Source organism: Cellulomonas phragmiteti, from assembly GCF_016862775.1.
Classification (GTDB): Bacteria; Actinomycetota; Actinomycetes; order Actinomycetales; family Cellulomonadaceae; genus Cellulomonas; species Cellulomonas phragmiteti.
In genome coordinates, this window is the sequence record NZ_BONP01000018.1 from 23068 (window position 1) to 39419 (window position 16352).

Here is a 16352-nt window from a genome sequence, read left to right on the forward strand (position 1 = left end):
ACGCATGACAGGCTCCACGCCGGTCACCGACCACGCCCCGGGCGCCGTGCTGGACCACGACGCGTCGACCCGGCGGCGGATCCTCCAGATCGTCGCTGCCGACGGGCCCGTCAGCGCGGCGACGCTCGCCTCGGCGCTCGACCTGGCCGCCGCCGGGGTGCGTCGTCACCTCCAGGCGCTGGAGCAGGCCGACCAGGTCGCCGTGCACGTCGGCCACGCCGGGTCCCGCGGACGCGGCAGGCCCGCGCGGCGGTACGTCGTCACCGGCCAGGGCCAGGCGGCGCTGTCCCACCGCTACGCGGAGATCGCGTCCGACGCGCTGAGCTTCCTGGCGCAGGCGGCCGGCCCGCAGGCCGTCGAGCAGTTCGCCGAGCACCGGGTGCGCCTCCTCGAGGAGCGCCACACCGCCGCGGTGGACGCCGCGGGGCCCGACGTCACGGCACGTGCCGAGGCGCTCGCCCGCGCGCTCGCCGGGGACGGCTACGCCGCGTCGGCCCGGCCCGTGCCCGGCGCGGGCGTCGTGCAGCTCTGCCAGGGTCATTGCCCCGTGCAGGACGTGGCGGCGCAGTTCCCGCAGCTCTGCGAGGCCGAGACCCGCGCGTTCGGCCGGCTGCTCGGGGTGCACGTGCAGCGGCTCTCCACGCTGACCTCCGGCGGGCACGTGTGCACCACCAGCATCCCGACGGTCGCGGCACGCACCGCGTCCGCCGGCGCCGGGCCGCCCGACGACCTCGCACCCAGCACGCCCCCACCCGCCCCCGTGCACTCGACGGAAGGACCGACACGATGAGCGCACCCACGGACGACACGGCCACCCGGCCGGCGACCGCAGAGCCGTTGAGCCAGGACGAGGCGATCGCCTCCATCGGCAACTACACCTTCGGCTGGCACGACCCGGACGTCGCCGGATCGGTCGCACGTCGCGGCCTGTCCGAGGACGTCGTGCGCGACATCTCGCGGCTCAAGAACGAGCCCGAGTGGATGCTCAAGATGCGTCTGAAGTCGCTGCGGCTGTTCGACAAGAAGCCCATGCCCTGGTGGGGCGCGGACCTGTCGGGCATCGACTTCGACAACATCAAGTACTTCGTCCGGTCCACCGAGAAGCAGGCCACCAGCTGGGAGGACCTGCCCGAGGACATCAAGAACACGTACGACCGCCTCGGCATCCCGGAGGCGGAGAAGCAGCGCCTGGTCGCGGGCGTCGCCGCGCAGTACGAGTCCGAGGTGGTGTACCACCAGATCCAGGAGTCGCTCGAGGAGCAGGGCGTCATCTTCCTCGACACCGACACCGCGCTGCGCGAGCACCCGGAGATCTTCGAGCAGTACTTCGGCTCGGTCATCCCGCCCGGGGACAACAAGTTCGCCTCGCTCAACACCGCCGTGTGGTCGGGCGGCTCGTTCGTCTACGTGCCGCCGGGCGTGCACGTCGACATCCCGCTGCAGGCCTACTTCCGGATCAACACCGAGAACATGGGCCAGTTCGAGCGCACGCTGATCATCGCGGACGAGGGCTCGTACGTGCACTACGTCGAGGGCTGCACCGCGCCGATCTACCAGTCGGACTCGCTGCACTCCGCGGTCGTGGAGATCATCGTCAAGAAGAACGCACGCGTGCGGTACACGACCATCCAGAACTGGTCGAACAACGTCTACAACCTCGTCACCAAGCGGGCCACCGCGGCCGAGGGCGCCACCATGGAGTGGGTCGACGGCAACATCGGCTCCAAGGTCACCATGAAGTACCCGGCGATCTACCTCATGGGCGAGCACGCGCGCGGCGAGACGCTGTCCATCGCGTTCGCCGGCGAGGGCCAGCACCAGGACGCGGGCTCGAAGATGGTGCACGCCGCACCGCACACGTCGTCGTCCATCGTGTCGAAGTCGGTCGCGCGCGGCGGTGGCCGGACGTCTTACCGCGGGCTCGTGCAGATCCTCGAGGGGGCCGAGCACTCGGCGTCCAACGTGCTGTGCGACGCCCTGCTCGTGGACCAGATCTCGCGCTCGGACACCTACCCCTACGTCGACGTCCGCGAGGACGACGTGTCGATGGGGCACGAGGCGACCGTGTCGCGCGTGAGCGAGGACCAGCTGTTCTACCTGATGTCCCGAGGCATGGCCGAGACCGAGGCCATGGCGATGATCGTGCGCGGGTTCGTCGAGCCCATCGCGCGCGAGCTGCCCATGGAGTACGCGCTCGAGCTCAACCGCCTCATCGAGCTGCAGATGGAAGGGGCCGTCGGCTGATGACGACCACCACGAACGAGCCGGTCTCCGCGACCGGCCTGTCGACGGACCACTCGCGTGCCGTCGCCGACGGCGCGCACACGCACGGCGTCGGCGGCGTGCCCGCGTCGTCGCGCGCCTCGCGCGCCACGAGCTTCGACGTCGCGGACTTCCCGGTGCCCACCGGGCGCGAGGAGGAGTGGCGCTTCACCCCGGTCGACCGCCTCGCCGGGCTGTTCGCGGCCGCGACGGACGGCGTCCTGACCGGGCGCGGCGTCCTGACGACGGTCGTCGAGGCTCCCGAGGCGCGGGTCGAGATCGTCGACCGCGACGACGCGCGGCTCGGGACCGCCGGGCGCCCGGGCGACCGTGCCGCGGCGACGGCGTGGGCCTCGTTCGAGCGCGCCACGATCCTCACGCTGCCGCGCGAGTCCGTGTCGTCGAAGGTCACCTCGATCGTCGTCGAGGGGGTGGAGGGCGCCGGACTCGCGGAGGCCCCGCTCGAACCGACGGCCGCCCACCTCCTCGTGCACGCCGAGCCGATGTCGCAGGGCGTCGTCGTGCTCGACCACGTCGGGCACGCCAACCTCACCGAGACGGTCGAGATCGTCGCCGAGGACGGTGCGCACCTCACGGTCGTCTCCGTCCAGGACTGGGCCCCGGGCTCGGTGCACGCCGCGAGCCACCGGGTCCGCATCGGGCGCGACGCGACCGTCAAGCACATCGTGGTCACGCTCGGCGGCGACGTCGTGCGGATCACGCCCGACACGGAGTTCGTCGGCGAGGGGGGCACGGTCACCGCGCTCGGCATGTACTTCGCCGACGCGGACCAGCACCAGGAGCACCGCCTGTTCGTCGACCACGCGGTCCCCAACTGCGTGTCGCGCGTGACCTACAAGGGCGCGCTGCAGGGCGTCGGCGCCCACACCGTCTGGGTCGGCGACGTGCTCATCCGCGCCGCCGCCGAGGGCACCGACACCTACGAGCTCAACCGCAACCTCGTCCTCACCGACGGGGCGCGGGCGGACTCGGTGCCGAACCTGGAGATCGAGACCGGTGTCATCGAGGGTGCCGGCCACGCCAGCGCCACCGGCCGGTTCGACGACGAGCAGCTGTTCTACCTGCGGGCGCGCGGCATCCCCGAGACCGACGCGCGACGGCTCGTCGTGCGCGGGTTCTTCGCCGAGCTGATCGGCGAGATCGGCGTGCCCGAGGTCGAGGAGCGGCTCGTCGCGTCGATCGACGCGGAGCTCGAGAAGTCGATGAGCGAGATCCTCGGGATCGCCCCGCAGCTCGAGGGCTCCGGCGCCGCGGCCACCACGGAGCGTGCATGAGCGCCCAGCTGGCCTGCACCACCGCGGACGTGCCGGTCGCCGGCGCGCTGCGTGTCGAGCTCGTGGGCGACGCGGGACCCGTCGAGGTCGCCGTCGTCCGCGACGAGTCCGGCGAGTGGCACGCGATCAGCGACGTCTGCTCGCACGGTGCCGTCTCCCTGTCGGACGGCGACGTCGAGGACTGCGCGATCGAGTGCTGGCTGCACGGGTCGAGGTTCGACCTGCGCTCCGGCAAGCCCCTGACGCCGCCCGCGATCCGTCCCGTCCCCGTCTACCCCGTGACCGTCGACGGCGAGCGTGTGCTCGTCGACGTCGACGCCCCGCTCTGAGCACCCGAGGAGTACCCCCGATGTCCACCCTGGAGATCCGCGACCTGCACGTCAGCGTCGAGACGAAGGAGGGCGCCAAGCCCATCCTGCGCGGCGTCGACCTCACCGTGAACAGCGGCGAGACCCACGCCATCATGGGCCCCAACGGGTCCGGCAAGTCCACGCTGGCGTACTCGCTGGCGGGCCACCCCAAGTACCAGATCACCGCGGGCACCGTCCTGCTCGACGGCGCCGACGTGCTCGAGATGAGCGTCGACGAGCGTGCGCGGGCCGGGCTGTTCCTCGCCATGCAGTACCCCGTCGAGGTCCCCGGCGTCTCGGTGTCCAACTTCCTGCGGACCGCCAAGACGGCGATCTCCGGGGAGGCCCCGCCGCTGCGCTCGTGGGTCAAGGACGTCCGCACGGCGATGGACGACCTGCGCATGGACCCCACGTTCGCCGAGCGCTCGGTCAACGAGGGGTTCTCCGGCGGCGAGAAGAAGCGCCACGAGATCCTGCAGATGGAGCTCCTCAAGCCGCGCTTCGCGATCCTCGACGAGACCGACTCCGGCCTTGACGTCGACGCGCTGCGCGTGGTGTCCGAGGGCGTCAACCGCGTGCGGTCGACCGGTGACGTCGGGATGCTGCTCATCACGCACTACACGCGCATCCTGCGGTACATCACGCCCGACTTCGTGCACGTCTTCGTCGACGGACGGATCGCCGAGGAGGGCGGCCCCGAGCTGGCCGACCGCCTCGAGAACGAGGGCTACGACAGGTTCCTGCCGGCCGGCACCTCGGTCTGAGCACGTCACGGCGACCGCCGGGGTGACCCGGCGGTCGCCGTCCCCTCGTCCCGCCGACCCCCGTCCCCGCGCACGCCGCGGGGACCGGTCGGCTCCCGCTCCGCACGGAGGACCCCATGACCAGCACGCTGGAGCCGCTGCTCCCCGGTGACACCACCGACGGCTCGCCGCTGTCGGCCGCCGAGCTCGTCGCCGTGCGGGCCGACTTCCCGCTGCTCGGTCGCACGCTGCGCGACGGCCGCCCGCTGGTGTACCTCGACAGCGGTGCGACCTCGCAGAAGCCCGACGTCGTCCTCGACGCCGAGCAGGACTTCTACGTGCGGCGCAACGCCGCCGTGCACCGCGGCGCGCACCAGCTCGCCGAGGAGGCGACGGAGGCGTTCGAGGGCGCCCGCGCCCGCGTCGCCGGCTTCGTCGGCGCGTCGCCGGGCGAGCTGGTCTGGACCTCCAACGCCACGGCCGCGATCAACCTCGTCGCGTACGCGATGTCCAACGCCTCCCTGGGGCGCGGGGGAGAGGCGGCGCGTCGGTTCGCGCTCGGTGCGGGCGACGAGATCGTCGTCACCGAGGCGGAGCACCACGCCAACCTGGTGCCGTGGCAGGAGCTCGCGGCCCGCACGGGCGCGACGCTGCGCTGGCTCGGGGTCGACGACGACGGGCGGATCCGCACCGACCAGCTCGCCACGGTCGTCACCGAGCGGACCCGCGTCCTGGCGTTCACGCACGCGTCGAACGTGACCGGGGCGATCACCCCCGTCGAGGCGTTCGTCGCGCGCGCGCGCGAGGTCGGGGCGCTCACCGTGCTCGACGCGTGCCAGTCGGTGCCGCACCTGCCTGTCGACCTGCCCGCGCTCGGTGTGGACTTCGCCGCGTTCTCCGGCCACAAGATGTACGGCCCCACGGGAGTGGGCGCGCTGTACGGGCGCCGCGAGCTGCTCGAGGCCATGCCCCCGGTGACCACGGGCGGGTCCATGGTGGAGGTGGTCACGATGGAGGCGACGACGTACGCGCCGCCGCCGCAGCGGTTCGAGGCCGGCACGCAGATGGTCTCGCAGGCCGTCGCGCTGGGCGCGGCCGCCCAGTACCTCGCCGAGCTCGGCATGCCGGGCGTGGCCGCGCACGAGCACCACCTCGCGGGCGCGCTGCTCGACGCCGTGGCGTCCGTCCCCGGCGTCCGGGTCGTGGGGCCCACGGAGAACGTCGACCGCCTCGCCGCGGTGTCGTTCGTCGTCGACGGCGTCCACGCGCACGACGTCGGGCAGGTGCTCGACGACGCGGGCGTCGCGGTGCGCGTGGGCCACCACTGCGCGCAGCCGCTCCACCGCCGGTTCGGCGTCGCCGCGACGGCCCGCGCCTCGGCCGGCGTGTACACGACGGACGACGACGTGGCGGCGTTCCGGGAAGCACTGGCGGGGGTCCGGACGTTCTTCGGACTGGACGGCACGGCGACGGACGGGAGGCCCGCATGAGCTCGGCCATGGAGCAGCTGTACCAGCAGGTCATCCTCGACCACGCCAAGCACCCGCACGGCCGGGGGCTGCCCGAGGGCGTGTCGGCCGTCGGGGTCGCCGCCGCCGACCACGGGACGTGCGCCGCGACGTCCCACCAGGTCAACCCCACCTGCGGTGACGAGGTCACCCTGCACGTCGACGTCGACACCACCGGCGACGTCCCCGTGGTGCGCGACGTCGCGTGGGAGGGCCAGGGCTGCTCGATCTCCCAGGCGTCCACGTCGGTACTGCACGACCTGGTCGTCGGTCAGGACCTGCCGGCCGTCGACCGCGTCGCGGCGACCTTCCGCGAGATGATGCAGTCGCAGGGCGCGAGCCTGTCGCCGGACGCCGAGGAGCTGCTGGGGGACGCCGCCGCGTTCGTCGGGGTCTCGCGGTACGCGGCCCGCGTCAAGTGCGCGCAGCTCGGCTGGGTCGCCCTGAACGACGCCCTCATCCTGTCCGGTGCCCGTACGACGGAGGACGCATGACGACCGAACCGACCACCCCTGCCCCCACCACCGCGCCGACGGCCGCGGACGTCGAGGAGGCGATGCGGGACGTCATCGACCCCGAGCTCGGCATCAACGTCGTCGACCTCGGCCTGGTGTACGGCGTCGTCGTCGACCAGACGAACACCGCGGTCATCGACATGACGCTCACGTCGGCGGCCTGCCCCCTGACGGACGTCATCGAGGACCAGTCGGCGCAGGCGCTCGACGGCCTCGTCGACGGGTTCCGCATCAACTGGGTGTGGATGCCGCCGTGGGGCCCCGAGAAGATCACGCCCGACGGTCGCGAGCAGATGCGGGCGCTGGGCTTCAACATCTGAGCACGCCAGCACCGCACGACGCCCCGCCCCCGCTGCGCGGGTGCGGGGCGTCGTGCGTGCGAACGTGAACCGGTCCGGCGACGCGTCAGAGGTCGGCTGTGGCGAAGGTGTCGCACGCCGCGAGCGACCCCTGCTCGTAGCCGATGATGAACCACTTCTGGCGCTGCTCGCTCGACCCGTGGGTCCACGTGTCGGGGTTCACGCCACCGCCGGACTGCTCCTGGATGTGGTCGTCGCCGACCACGGCCGCGGCGTCGAGCGCCTGGGCGAGCTCCTCGGCGGTCGGGGGCTCGAGGAACGTCACGCCGGGCCGGTCCGGGTCCTCGCGCGTCGCGGCGTCACCGGCCCACATGCCCGCGTAGCAGTCGGCCTGGAGCTCGACGCGCACGGAGTCGGACTCGGCGCCGCCACCGCTGCGGTCGGCGGCGTCGAAGACGCCCGTGAGGTTCTGGACGTGGTGCCCGTACTCGTGCGCGTAGATGTACATCTCCGCCAGGGGCCCGCCCTGGGCCCCGAACTGCTGCTGCAGCACCTCGAAGAACGAGACGTCGAGGTAGATGCCCTGGTCGGCCGGGCAGTAGAACGGGCCGGTGGACGACGACGCCTGGCCGCAGCCCGTGGCGATGCCGCCGGTGAACTCGTTGGCCGTGGGGGCCACGAACGCCGTGCCCGCCGGGAGGGTCGCCTGCCAGAACGCGTCGAGGGACTGCACCGTGGCGGAGAACCGGCACAGCGGGTCGGTGTTCGCCTGCTCGACGGTGCACGCACCGACGTCACCGGTGGGCGCGCTCTGCCCGCCCGGCTGCCCGCCGTCGAGGACGCCGGACACGTCCTGCCCGGTGAACAGGTAGATCGCCAGCGCGATGATCCCGATGAGACCGCCGCCGCCCGCGGCGGCACGTCCGCGGCCGTGGCGCCTGACCCGGCCGCCCTCGAAGCTGCCACCCTCGCTGAAAGTCACGGGCACACGGTAGTGGGGGACCGAGGTGCGCGCGCGGGCAGCGGCCGGCCCGCCGGCGGGCGCCGCGTCAGTCGGTCAGCCCGCGCGCGGCGAGCGCGTCGCCCGTGGTCCGGGCGTGGCCGACCATGCGCACGGCCGCGGGGACGACGACGGCCCGCGGGTCACGGTCGAGCCCCCGGGCGCGCGCGGCGTCGCGTGACTCACCCACGACCTGCACGAGCACGGGCACGGTCCGCAGGAACAGCCCCACGGTCAGCGCGACCGTCTCGGGCGGCAGGCCGACGTGCCGCAGCGGACGCGCGGCACGGGCGACGACCGCCAGGAGGTCGTCGGCACGGGTCGTCGCGGTCACGAGGGCGCCGGCCAGGACCAGCGTGAGGAGGTCGAGCGCGACCTCCGCCCCCGTCGCCGGGCCCCGCACCCACGCCTGGTAGGTCCCCAGCGCCCCCGCGGTGAGGACCACCGGCAGCAGACCACGGGTCGCACGGTGCCACGGCACCCGCGCCAGCGCCGTCAGGAGGACGACGACCCCGAGCCCGGCTGCGGCCACCCACGGACCGAGCGGCAGCACGACGACGACCCCCGTCGCGGCCAGCAGCAGGAGCTTGAGCATCGCCGGCAGCCGGTGGACCGGTCCGGCACCGGGGTGGTGCAGCCCCAGCGGACCCGCCCACGGCGGTCGCAGCGGACGACCCTGCGTCACGACGCCGCCGGCCCGGCGCCTCGCGCGGCGTGGTCGGGGCGCGGGGCCCCCATCAGCTCCCGGTAGTGCGCCAGTGCCGGCCCGGGGGCGTCGTCGGCCACCACCAGCCCCTCGTCGACCACCAGCACGCGCTCGGCCCGTGCGGCGGCCTCCAGGTCGTGGGTGACGACGACGACCTGCTGGTCGAGCGTCGCGAGCAGCGCGTCGACGTGCGTGCGCCAGCGCAGGTCGAGCAGCGTCGTCGGCTCGTCGCACACCAGCACCGCGGGCTCGGTCGCCAGGACCGCGGCGAGGGCGAGCAGCTGGCGCTGGCCCCCGGACAGGGCGTGCACGGAGACGTGGGCGCGCTCGGCCAGCCCGTACCGCGCCAGCACGTCGAGCGCTCGTGCCTCGCGCTCGCGGGCGTCCGGGACCGTGCGCCGCAGGGACAGCGCGACGTCCTCGACCGGCGTCGGCATGACGATCTGCGCGTCGGGGTCGGTGAACACGAACCCGACGCGGCGGCGCACGGCCGGGCCGTCGGACGCGGTGTCGAGCCCGTCGACGCGCACGTGCCCCGCCGAGGGCAGCACCAGCCCGTTGAGCAGGCGCGCCAGGGTCGACTTGCCCGACCCGTTGGCGCCGACGACGGCGACGTGACGCTCGGCCAGCCGCAGGGACACCGGCCCCAGGAGCCGCACGACGCGGTCCGGGCCACCGGCCGGGTCCGGGGACCAGGCGGTGACCTCGGCCGCGTCGAGCTCGATCACGGCGTCAGCGCCGGCCGCGGCGCAGGTCGGGGAACGCGCGCAGCACCGCGAGCGTCACACCGGCGGCGAGCAGGTTCTTGACCACGTCACCCGGCCAGTAGACGACGTCGATCGCGAGCGCCTCGGCCGGGGAGACGCCGAGCCGGGCGACCAGCCCGAGGATGCCGGCGGGGTGCGTCACGAGGAACGACGAGCCGAGCCCGGCCGCGACGAGCAGCGGGTACCGCCACGCGGCCCGCGGCACGCGCAGCGCGAGCCCGCCGAGCCACCCGGCGACGGCCGCGGCCAGCGGGAACGCGAGCAGGTAGCCGACCGACGGCTTGCCGAGCACGCCGAGGCCACCGGTCATCTCGGCGAAGACGGGGACCCCCGCCAGGCCCACGACCAGGTAGAGCGTCACGGCGAGGAACCCGCGCCGTGCCCCGAGGACGAGGCCGGCGACGACCACGCCGAACGTCTGGAGCGTGATCGGCACGCCGGAGCCCGTGGGGATCGCCGGCACCAGCGCGCACGCCGCGACGAACGCGGCGAACGTCGCGACGAGGGCGACGTCCGTGCTCGTCCGTCGAGCGGGCTGCGGGGGCGGGGGGTCGGTCAGGAGGCCGGGGACCTCCGCCGCGGTCGCCGACGGGACCGTCCGGGTGGTGCTGTCGTCCGGGGAACTGGTGGACATGTGGTGGCTCCCGCCGGTGAGGATGGGGTGGAGGGTCGGCGCCCGACCGCTCGCCACGCTAGCGGCTGGGTACGATGGTCGGCGTTTGTGCCGGGGGCCAGAACCCGCCCGGTCTTCTCGTAGGAAACCGAGGAACACCCCTGTGATCACCGCTTCGGGCGTCGAGCTGCGCGTCGGCGCCCGCGTCCTGCTGGAACCGACGACGTTCCGGATCGCCTCCGGCGACCGGATCGGGCTCGTGGGCCGCAACGGCGCGGGCAAGACGACGCTCACGCGCACGCTGGCGGGGGAGACCCAGCCCACGGGCGGGACGATCTCCCGCAGCGGCGAGGTCGGCTACCTGCCGCAGGACCCGGGCTCGGGCGACCTCACGCAGCTCGCGATGAACCGGGTGCTCTCGGCGCGCGGGCTGGACGCGGTGCTGGCGTCGATGCGGGAGACCGAGGGCCTCATGGCCTCGGCCGACGACGCGACGCGCGACAAGGCGATGGAGCGGTACACGAAGCTCGAGGCCCGCTTCACCGCGGCCGGCGGCTACGCGGCCGAGAGCGAGGCGCACCGCATCACCGCGGCGCTGGGCCTCGACGACCGGGTGCTGGGCCAGGACCTGGGGACGCTGTCGGGTGGTCAGCGTCGCCGGGTCGAGCTCGCCCGGATCCTGTTCTCGGGAGCCGACACGCTGCTGCTCGACGAGCCGACGAACCACCTCGACGCCGACTCGATCGTGTGGCTGCGCGAGTACCTCAAGAGCTACCCCGGCGGGTTCGTCGTCATCAGCCACGACGTCGAGCTGCTGCGCGCCACCGTCAACAAGGTGTTCCACCTCGACGCCAACCGCTCCCAGCTCGACCTGTACAACCTCGGCTGGGACGCCTACCTGCAGCAGCGGGAGACCGACGAGAAGCGCCGCCGGCGCGAGCGCGCCAACGCCGAGAAGAAGGCGGCCACGCTCCTGGCCCAGGCCGACAAGATGCGCGCGAAGGCCACCAAGGCCGTCGCGGCGCAGAACATGGCCCGCCGCGCCGAGCGCATGCTGTCGGGCCTGGACGCGGTCCGGGTCAACGACAAGGTCGCCCGGCTGCGGTTCCCCGACCCGGCGCCGTGCGGGCGCACGCCGCTCACGGCCGAGGGGCTGTCGAAGTCCTACGGCTCGCAGGAGGTCTTCACGGACGTCTCGCTGGCCATCGACCGGGGCAGCAAGGTCGTCGTCCTGGGGCTCAACGGCGCCGGCAAGACGACGCTGCTGCGCATGCTGGGAGGGCTGCAGGAGCCGGACACGGGCGAGGTGAAGCCGGGTCACGGGCTCAAGCTGGGCTACTACGCGCAGGAGCACGAGACGCTCGACCTGTCGCGCACCGTCCTGGAGAACCTGCGCACCGCCGCGCCGGACCTCACGGACACGCAGGTGCGGTCCGTCCTCGGGTCGTTCCTGTTCTCCGGGGACGACGCCGACAAGCCGGCCCGGGTCCTGTCGGGCGGGGAGAAGACCCGTCTCGCGCTGGCGACCCTGGTCGTGTCGAGCGCCAACGTCCTGCTGCTCGACGAGCCGACGAACAACCTGGACCCGGCGTCCCGCGAGGAGATCCTCGCGGCGCTGCGCGGGTACCAGGGCGCGGTCGTGCTCGTCAGCCACGACGAGGGCGCCGTCACCGCGCTCGAGCCCGAGCGCGTCCTGCTGCTGCCCGACGGCGACGAGGACCTGTGGGGTCCGGACTACCTGGACCTCATCGCGCTGGCCTGACGGGCGTCGCCCGGGTCCTGCTGGGCGGCGATCTCGGCGTCCTCGGCGAGCTCGTCGCGGCCCGGCGACCGGCGGGGTCGCGCGGGGCGCAGCGTGGGCGGTCCGTCCCCCACGGTGACCACCGACGTCCACTCGCGCCGGGCCGCCACGCTGAACGCCACGAGCCCGCCGAGCGCGAACACCCACCACTGGAACGCGTACGACAGGTGCGAGCCGGGGTCGGTGCTGGGCGCGGCGAGCGCACCGAGCGGCTCGGCCGGTGCGGGGTCCTCCCGCACGAGCGACCCGTAGGCGGCGTACGGCGCGCCCTCGACGCCGCCGGCGGCGAGGACCTGGGCGGGGGCGATCGCCTGCACCTGGCCGGCCGGGGCGTCGCGGCGGCTCGTCGCCTCGCCGGGTCGCAGCCGGACCGTCACCGTGACCTCACCCGGTGGCGACGCGGGGACCTCGACGTCCACCGAGCCGTCCGCGCCGGTGGGCACCCAGCCGCGGTCGACGACGAGCACCCCGCCCGCGCCGACCGGGGCGCCCGCGGACGTCGGGGCGGCGTCCGTGACGAGCAGCGGGACGAGCGCGTGGTAGGCTGGCGTGCTGTCGACGGGACGGTTGCGCAGCAGGACGGTCGCGTCGTCGAGGTACCGCCCGCGGACCTGCACCGAGCGCCACGCGTCGGCGTCGGGGAGGGCGGCCGCGGGATCGGCGACGACGTCCGCCAGGTCGACCGCCGGCGCGGCGTAGTTCGCCTCGACGACGGCGATCGCCGCGTCCCGGTCGACGTGCCGCTGCCACTGCCACCGCCCCAGCAGGGTGCACACCACGGCGACGACGACGGCGAGCACCAGCAGCACGACCGCTTGCCGACGGGCCGCGGCGCGCAGGTCCACGGCCGCGGGTGGTGCGTCGGTCACGGCTCGGCCCGGACCAGCTCGTCGACGGGGACGACGTCGCGCAGGAAGTCGCGCACGCGCAGGTACTCGCCGAGGTGCTCGCGGTGCGCGTCGCACGCGAGCCAGACCTTGCGGCGCTCCGGCGTGTGCAGCTTGGGGTTGTTCCACAGCACGCCCCACGCGGGCTGCGCACGGCAGCCGCGGGCGCTGCACACGAGCTCGCCGACGGGGTCCGCGGCGGGCCCCGGGGTCGGGAGGGTCACCGGCCACCTCCGAGCTCGTCGTGGCGGGGCGCGGCCTCGATCGCACGCGCCTCGAAGTACACGCCGGGCTCGTCGCGCCGTTCGCGGCCGGCGTTGGCCAGCAGCACCGCGATGTACGGCAGCACGGCGGCGGCGGCGATCAGCGCCAGCGACACGGCGACGGGCACGTACGACCACAGCAGGCCCGCGGCGACGAAGCACACGACCCGGATGCCCATCTGCCACAGGTAGCGGCGCTGGCGGCGCGCGAGGTCGTCGGCCAGCGGCTCGGGCGCGGACGTGATGCGGTACACCTCCGGCTCCGCGGGCCCGCTGCGTCGACGTGTGCTCACCACCTGATGGTAGGCGCCCTGCACGGGTCGGGCCCTGCGACGTGGTCGGCCCCACACTTTGTGGAGCTCCCACAACCCGGGGCCGGCAACTCGTCACGGCGGACACCCCCGCGCAGGGGTCGGTGGTCGGCTAGCGTCGTGTCCCGTGCCTGCGACGACACCCCCGACCACGCCCGCCGACCCGACCGCCCGCGCCCCGCGCAGCGTCCTGGTGACCGGCGCCAACCGCGGCATCGGCCGCGCCATCGCCGAGCGCTTCCTCGCCGAGGGCGACCGGGTCGCCACGATCGTCCGGTCCGGAGGGTCGCCCGAGGGGGTGCTCGAGGTCATCGGCGACGTGCGCGACACGGCCTCCGTCGACGCCGCGTTCGCCCAGGTCGAGGCTGCCCACGGGCCGGTCGAGGTGCTCGTCGCCAACGCGGGTGTCACCCGCGACGGGCTGCTGATGCGCATGACCGACGAGGACTTCGCCGACGTCCTCGACGTCAACCTCACCGGGGCGTTCCGGGTCGTGCGCCGGGCGAGCACGGGCATGATCCGGCTGCGTCGCGGCCGCGTGGTCCTCATCTCCTCGGTCGTCGGGATGTACGGCTCGCCCGGGCAGGTCAACTACGCGTCGTCCAAGGCCGCGCTCGTCGGCATGGCCCGCTCGATCACCCGGGAGCTCGGGGGGCGTGGCATCACGGCGAACGTCGTCGCGCCGGGGTTCATCGACACCGACATGACCAAGGCGCTGCCGGAGGACCGCCAGCAGGCGTACCTCGGTTCGATCCCGGCCGGCCGCTTCGGCCACGCCGACGAGGTCGCGGCCGCCGTCCAGTTCCTCGCCTCCGACGCCGCCGCCTACGTCTCCGGCGCGGTCCTGCCCGTCGACGGCGGCCTCGGCATGGGGCACTGACCCCCTCGACCTCTCCCGCCGGCGCCCCGCGACCCGGCCCACCCGACCGAAAGGCACCTGGACCATGGCACTGCTCGAGGGCAAGACCCTGCTCGTCACCGGCGTCCTGACGGACAGCTCGATCGCGTTCCACGTCGCCCGCCTCGCGCAGGAGCAGGGCGCCACCGTCGTCCTGACCTCGTTCGGGCGGCAGCTGCGCCTCACGCAGGCGATCGCCCGGCGGCTGCCGCAGGCGGCGCCCGTCGTCGAGCTCGACGTCACCTCCGACGACGACCTCGCCGCGCTCGCGGACCGTGTCCGTGAGCACGCCGACCACCTCGACGGGGTGGTGCACTCCATCGGGTTCGCCCCGCAGTCCGTGATGGGCGGCAACTTCCTCGCCGGGCAGTGGGAGGACGTCGCCACCGCGGTGCACGTCAGCGCCTACTCGCTCAAGGCGCTGGCCGTGGCCACCCAGCCGCTGCTCACGCGCGGGTCGAGCCTCGTCGGGCTGACGTTCGACGCCCGCTACGCGTGGCCCGTGTACGACTGGATGGGCGTCGCCAAGGCCGCGTTCGAGTCCACCGCCCGCTACCTGGCCCGCGATCTCGGCCCGCTGGGCGTCCGGGTCAACCTCGTGTCCGCCGGTCCGATCCGCACGACGGCCGCCAAGTCGATCCCCGGGTTCGAGGCGATGGAGGGCGGCTGGCCCGACCGCGCTCCGCTCGGCTGGGACGTCAGCGACCCCGAGCCGACCGCCCGCGCGGTCGCGGCGCTGCTCTCCGACTGGTTCCCGGCGACGACGGGCGAGATCGTGCACGTCGACGGTGGCGTGCACGCGATGGGGTTGTGACCCCCGGACGTCGCGTTCGTCACGCCACGCGGGGCCGTGGGCAGTACCTCGACGACGGTGCGGGATGGGACCCTGGTCCCGTGACTCCGCACCGTCTCGTCCTCCTGCGGCACGCGAAGGCCGAGCCGGCCGGCGCGGTCGTCGACCACGAGCGCCCGCTGGCACTGGCCGGGCGCCGGCAGGCCGCAGCCGTCGGGGGCGCGCTGGCCGCCGCCGGTCTCGCGCCCACCCACGTGCTGTGCTCGTCGGCCCTGCGGACGCGCCAGACGTGGGAGATCGCGCGGACGGCGCTGACGACCGCCGGCGCGGCCGACCCCGAGGTGGCGGTGACCGACCTGCTGTACGACGCCTCGACGGGTGACCTTGCTGCCGTCCTGCGCACGCAGCCCGCGGAGGCGTCGACCGTCCTGGTCGTGGGGCACGAGCCGACGGTCTCGCACGCGTCGGGGGTGCTGGCGGGTCCCGGGTCGGACGAGGCCGTGCTCGCACGGGTCCAGCGCGGGATGCCGACCGCAGCCTGGACGGTGCTCGAGCTGGACGGTGCGTGGGACGCGGTCGCGCCCGGCGCGCTGCGGCTCGTCCACCTGGACCGCCCCGACTGACGGTCCGGCGCCACCGCGCCGCCCGGCTCCGTGCGCAGGCTCCTCAGCCGGTGAAGGGGGCGAGCGCGAGGACGGCGTCGAGACGTCCGTCGACCGCCGCGTCGGCAGCCTGCGCCACGACGGGCTTGGCGTTGAAGGCGATCCCCGTGGCCGCGGCGGCGAGCATGTCGAGGTCGTTGGCACCGTCGCCGATGGCGACGGTCCGGTCCATCGGCACGCCCAGCTCCGCGGCCCACGCCGTGAGGGTGGCGGCCTTGGCGGCGCGGTCGACGACGGGGCCGTCGACGCGTCCGGTGAGGCGGCCGTCGCGCACCTCGAGCCGGTTGGCGTGCACCCGCGTGATCCCCAGGCGCGCGGCCAGGGGGCGGGCGACCTCGACGAAGCCGCCCGAGACCAGGCCGACGGGCCAGCCCCGTCGCTGCAGCTCGGTGACGAGCTCGGCGGCGCCCGGGGTCAGCTCGACCTCCGCGAGCACCTCGTCGAACACCGACACGGGCAGTCCCGCCAACGTCGCGACGCGCTCGCGCAGCGACCGGGCGAAGTCGATCTCGCCACGCATCGCTCGCTCGGTGATCTGCGCGACGAGCGGACGGGAGCCCGCGTGGCCGGCGAGCATCTCGACCACCTCGCCCGTGATGAGCGTGGAGTCGACGTCCATGACGACGAGCCGGGCAGCAGCCGTACGGGTGTCCACGCCCGCAGGCTAGCGGCCGGTGCC

The 16352-nt window shown here is 74.2% G+C and carries 20 protein-coding genes; 12 read left to right on the forward strand and 8 right to left on the reverse strand.

What is annotated here, in order from left to right:
* Positions 1 to 4 precede the first annotated feature (4 nt).
* From Cph01nite_RS13880 to Cph01nite_RS13915, 8 genes are all read left to right on the forward strand, one after another.
* The gene (locus Cph01nite_RS13880; protein WP_203675164.1) at positions 5 to 790 is read left to right on the forward strand and encodes a helix-turn-helix transcriptional regulator; all 786 of its coding nucleotides are present in this window, start codon (positions 5 to 7) and stop codon (positions 788 to 790) included.
* Entirely contained in the window at positions 787 to 2244 is a 1458-nt protein-coding gene (gene sufB, locus Cph01nite_RS13885; RefSeq protein WP_203675166.1) for a Fe-S cluster assembly protein SufB, read from the forward strand. Before Cph01nite_RS13880 ends, sufB begins: the two co-directional genes overlap by 4 nt.
* The gene (gene sufD, locus Cph01nite_RS13890; protein ID WP_203675168.1) at positions 2244 to 3557 is read left to right on the forward strand and encodes a Fe-S cluster assembly protein SufD; all 1314 of its coding nucleotides are present in this window, start codon (positions 2244 to 2246) and stop codon (positions 3555 to 3557) included. Before sufB ends, sufD begins: the two co-directional genes overlap by 1 nt.
* Positions 3554 to 3886 carry a non-heme iron oxygenase ferredoxin subunit gene (locus Cph01nite_RS13895; protein WP_203675170.1) on the forward strand — a complete coding sequence of 111 codons (333 nt, stop codon included), beginning with the start codon at positions 3554 to 3556 and terminating at the stop codon, positions 3884 to 3886. Before sufD ends, Cph01nite_RS13895 begins: the two co-directional genes overlap by 4 nt.
* A 20-nt stretch (positions 3887 to 3906) precedes the next feature.
* Complete coding sequence (gene sufC / locus Cph01nite_RS13900) at positions 3907 to 4671, forward strand: Fe-S cluster assembly ATPase SufC (protein ID WP_203675172.1); 765 nt, start codon at positions 3907 to 3909, stop codon at positions 4669 to 4671.
* Positions 4672 to 4787: 116 nt separating this feature from the next.
* Positions 4788 to 6140, forward strand: coding sequence for a cysteine desulfurase (locus Cph01nite_RS13905; protein ID WP_203675174.1), 1353 nt, complete (start codon positions 4788 to 4790; stop codon positions 6138 to 6140).
* The gene (gene sufU, locus Cph01nite_RS13910) at positions 6137 to 6652 is read left to right on the forward strand and encodes a Fe-S cluster assembly sulfur transfer protein SufU (protein ID WP_203675176.1); all 516 of its coding nucleotides are present in this window, start codon (positions 6137 to 6139) and stop codon (positions 6650 to 6652) included. The genes Cph01nite_RS13905 and sufU overlap by 4 nt, the downstream gene beginning before the upstream one ends.
* Positions 6649 to 6993, forward strand: coding sequence for a metal-sulfur cluster assembly factor (locus tag Cph01nite_RS13915; protein WP_203675178.1), 345 nt, complete (start codon positions 6649 to 6651; stop codon positions 6991 to 6993). Before sufU ends, Cph01nite_RS13915 begins: the two co-directional genes overlap by 4 nt.
* An 85-nt stretch (positions 6994 to 7078) precedes the next feature.
* Here Cph01nite_RS13915 and ypfJ read toward each other — a convergent pair whose 3' ends face one another.
* The 4 genes from ypfJ to Cph01nite_RS13935 form a co-directional block, all read right to left on the reverse strand.
* Positions 7079 to 7954: a KPN_02809 family neutral zinc metallopeptidase gene (ypfJ, locus tag Cph01nite_RS13920; RefSeq protein ID WP_203675180.1), complete on the reverse strand. Its 876-nt coding sequence runs from the start codon at positions 7952 to 7954 to the stop codon at positions 7079 to 7081.
* Between the two features lie 67 nt (positions 7955 to 8021).
* Positions 8022 to 8657 (reverse strand): energy-coupling factor transporter transmembrane component T family protein, encoded by a 636-nt coding sequence (locus Cph01nite_RS13925; RefSeq protein ID WP_203675182.1) that lies wholly within the window; start codon positions 8655 to 8657, stop codon positions 8022 to 8024.
* Complete coding sequence (locus tag Cph01nite_RS13930) at positions 8654 to 9406, reverse strand: energy-coupling factor ABC transporter ATP-binding protein (protein ID WP_203675184.1); 753 nt, start codon at positions 9404 to 9406, stop codon at positions 8654 to 8656. The genes Cph01nite_RS13925 and Cph01nite_RS13930 overlap by 4 nt, the downstream gene beginning before the upstream one ends.
* A 4-nt stretch (positions 9407 to 9410) precedes the next feature.
* Positions 9411 to 10079 (reverse strand): biotin transporter BioY, encoded by a 669-nt coding sequence (locus Cph01nite_RS13935; protein WP_203675186.1) that lies wholly within the window; start codon positions 10077 to 10079, stop codon positions 9411 to 9413.
* 142 nt (positions 10080 to 10221) lie between these two features.
* Between Cph01nite_RS13935 and Cph01nite_RS13940 the strand changes: the two genes are divergently transcribed.
* Positions 10222 to 11820 carry an ABC-F family ATP-binding cassette domain-containing protein gene (locus tag Cph01nite_RS13940; protein WP_203675188.1) on the forward strand — a complete coding sequence of 533 codons (1599 nt, stop codon included), beginning with the start codon at positions 10222 to 10224 and terminating at the stop codon, positions 11818 to 11820.
* Here the strand turns inward: Cph01nite_RS13940 and Cph01nite_RS13945 are convergent.
* Genes Cph01nite_RS13945 through Cph01nite_RS13955 form a run of 3 tightly spaced genes read right to left on the reverse strand, consistent with a single transcriptional unit; the run spans position 11793 to position 13302 of the window.
* Complete coding sequence (locus Cph01nite_RS13945; RefSeq protein WP_203675190.1) at positions 11793 to 12728, reverse strand: SURF1 family cytochrome oxidase biogenesis protein; 936 nt, start codon at positions 12726 to 12728, stop codon at positions 11793 to 11795. The two genes, Cph01nite_RS13940 and Cph01nite_RS13945, sit on opposite strands and share 28 nt — an antisense overlap.
* Positions 12725 to 12970 carry a hypothetical protein gene (locus Cph01nite_RS13950; protein ID WP_203675192.1) on the reverse strand — a complete coding sequence of 82 codons (246 nt, stop codon included), beginning with the start codon at positions 12968 to 12970 and terminating at the stop codon, positions 12725 to 12727. Before Cph01nite_RS13950 ends, Cph01nite_RS13945 begins: the two co-directional genes overlap by 4 nt.
* Positions 12967 to 13302 carry a DUF3099 domain-containing protein gene (locus Cph01nite_RS13955; RefSeq protein ID WP_239069268.1) on the reverse strand — a complete coding sequence of 112 codons (336 nt, stop codon included), beginning with the start codon at positions 13300 to 13302 and terminating at the stop codon, positions 12967 to 12969. Before Cph01nite_RS13955 ends, Cph01nite_RS13950 begins: the two co-directional genes overlap by 4 nt.
* Before the next feature lie 145 nt (positions 13303 to 13447).
* On the opposite strand from Cph01nite_RS13955, the gene fabG reads away from it, so the two are divergent.
* The 3 genes from fabG to Cph01nite_RS13970 all read left to right on the forward strand — a co-directional run bounded on the left by fabG (position 13448) and on the right by Cph01nite_RS13970 (position 15634).
* Positions 13448 to 14200, forward strand: a complete 753-nt coding sequence (fabG, locus tag Cph01nite_RS13960; protein WP_203675194.1) for a 3-oxoacyl-ACP reductase FabG — start codon at positions 13448 to 13450, stop codon at positions 14198 to 14200.
* A gap of 64 nt (positions 14201 to 14264) precedes the next feature.
* The gene (fabI, locus tag Cph01nite_RS13965; RefSeq protein ID WP_203675196.1) at positions 14265 to 15032 is read left to right on the forward strand and encodes an enoyl-ACP reductase FabI; all 768 of its coding nucleotides are present in this window, start codon (positions 14265 to 14267) and stop codon (positions 15030 to 15032) included.
* Between the two features lie 80 nt (positions 15033 to 15112).
* Positions 15113 to 15634: a SixA phosphatase family protein gene (locus Cph01nite_RS13970; protein ID WP_203675198.1), complete on the forward strand. Its 522-nt coding sequence runs from the start codon at positions 15113 to 15115 to the stop codon at positions 15632 to 15634.
* Positions 15635 to 15677: 43 nt separating this feature from the next.
* Here the strand turns inward: Cph01nite_RS13970 and serB are convergent, their stop codons facing one another.
* Positions 15678 to 16328 (reverse strand): phosphoserine phosphatase SerB, encoded by a 651-nt coding sequence (serB, locus tag Cph01nite_RS13975; RefSeq protein WP_203675200.1) that lies wholly within the window; start codon positions 16326 to 16328, stop codon positions 15678 to 15680.
* Positions 16329 to 16352: the final 24 nt, after the last annotated feature.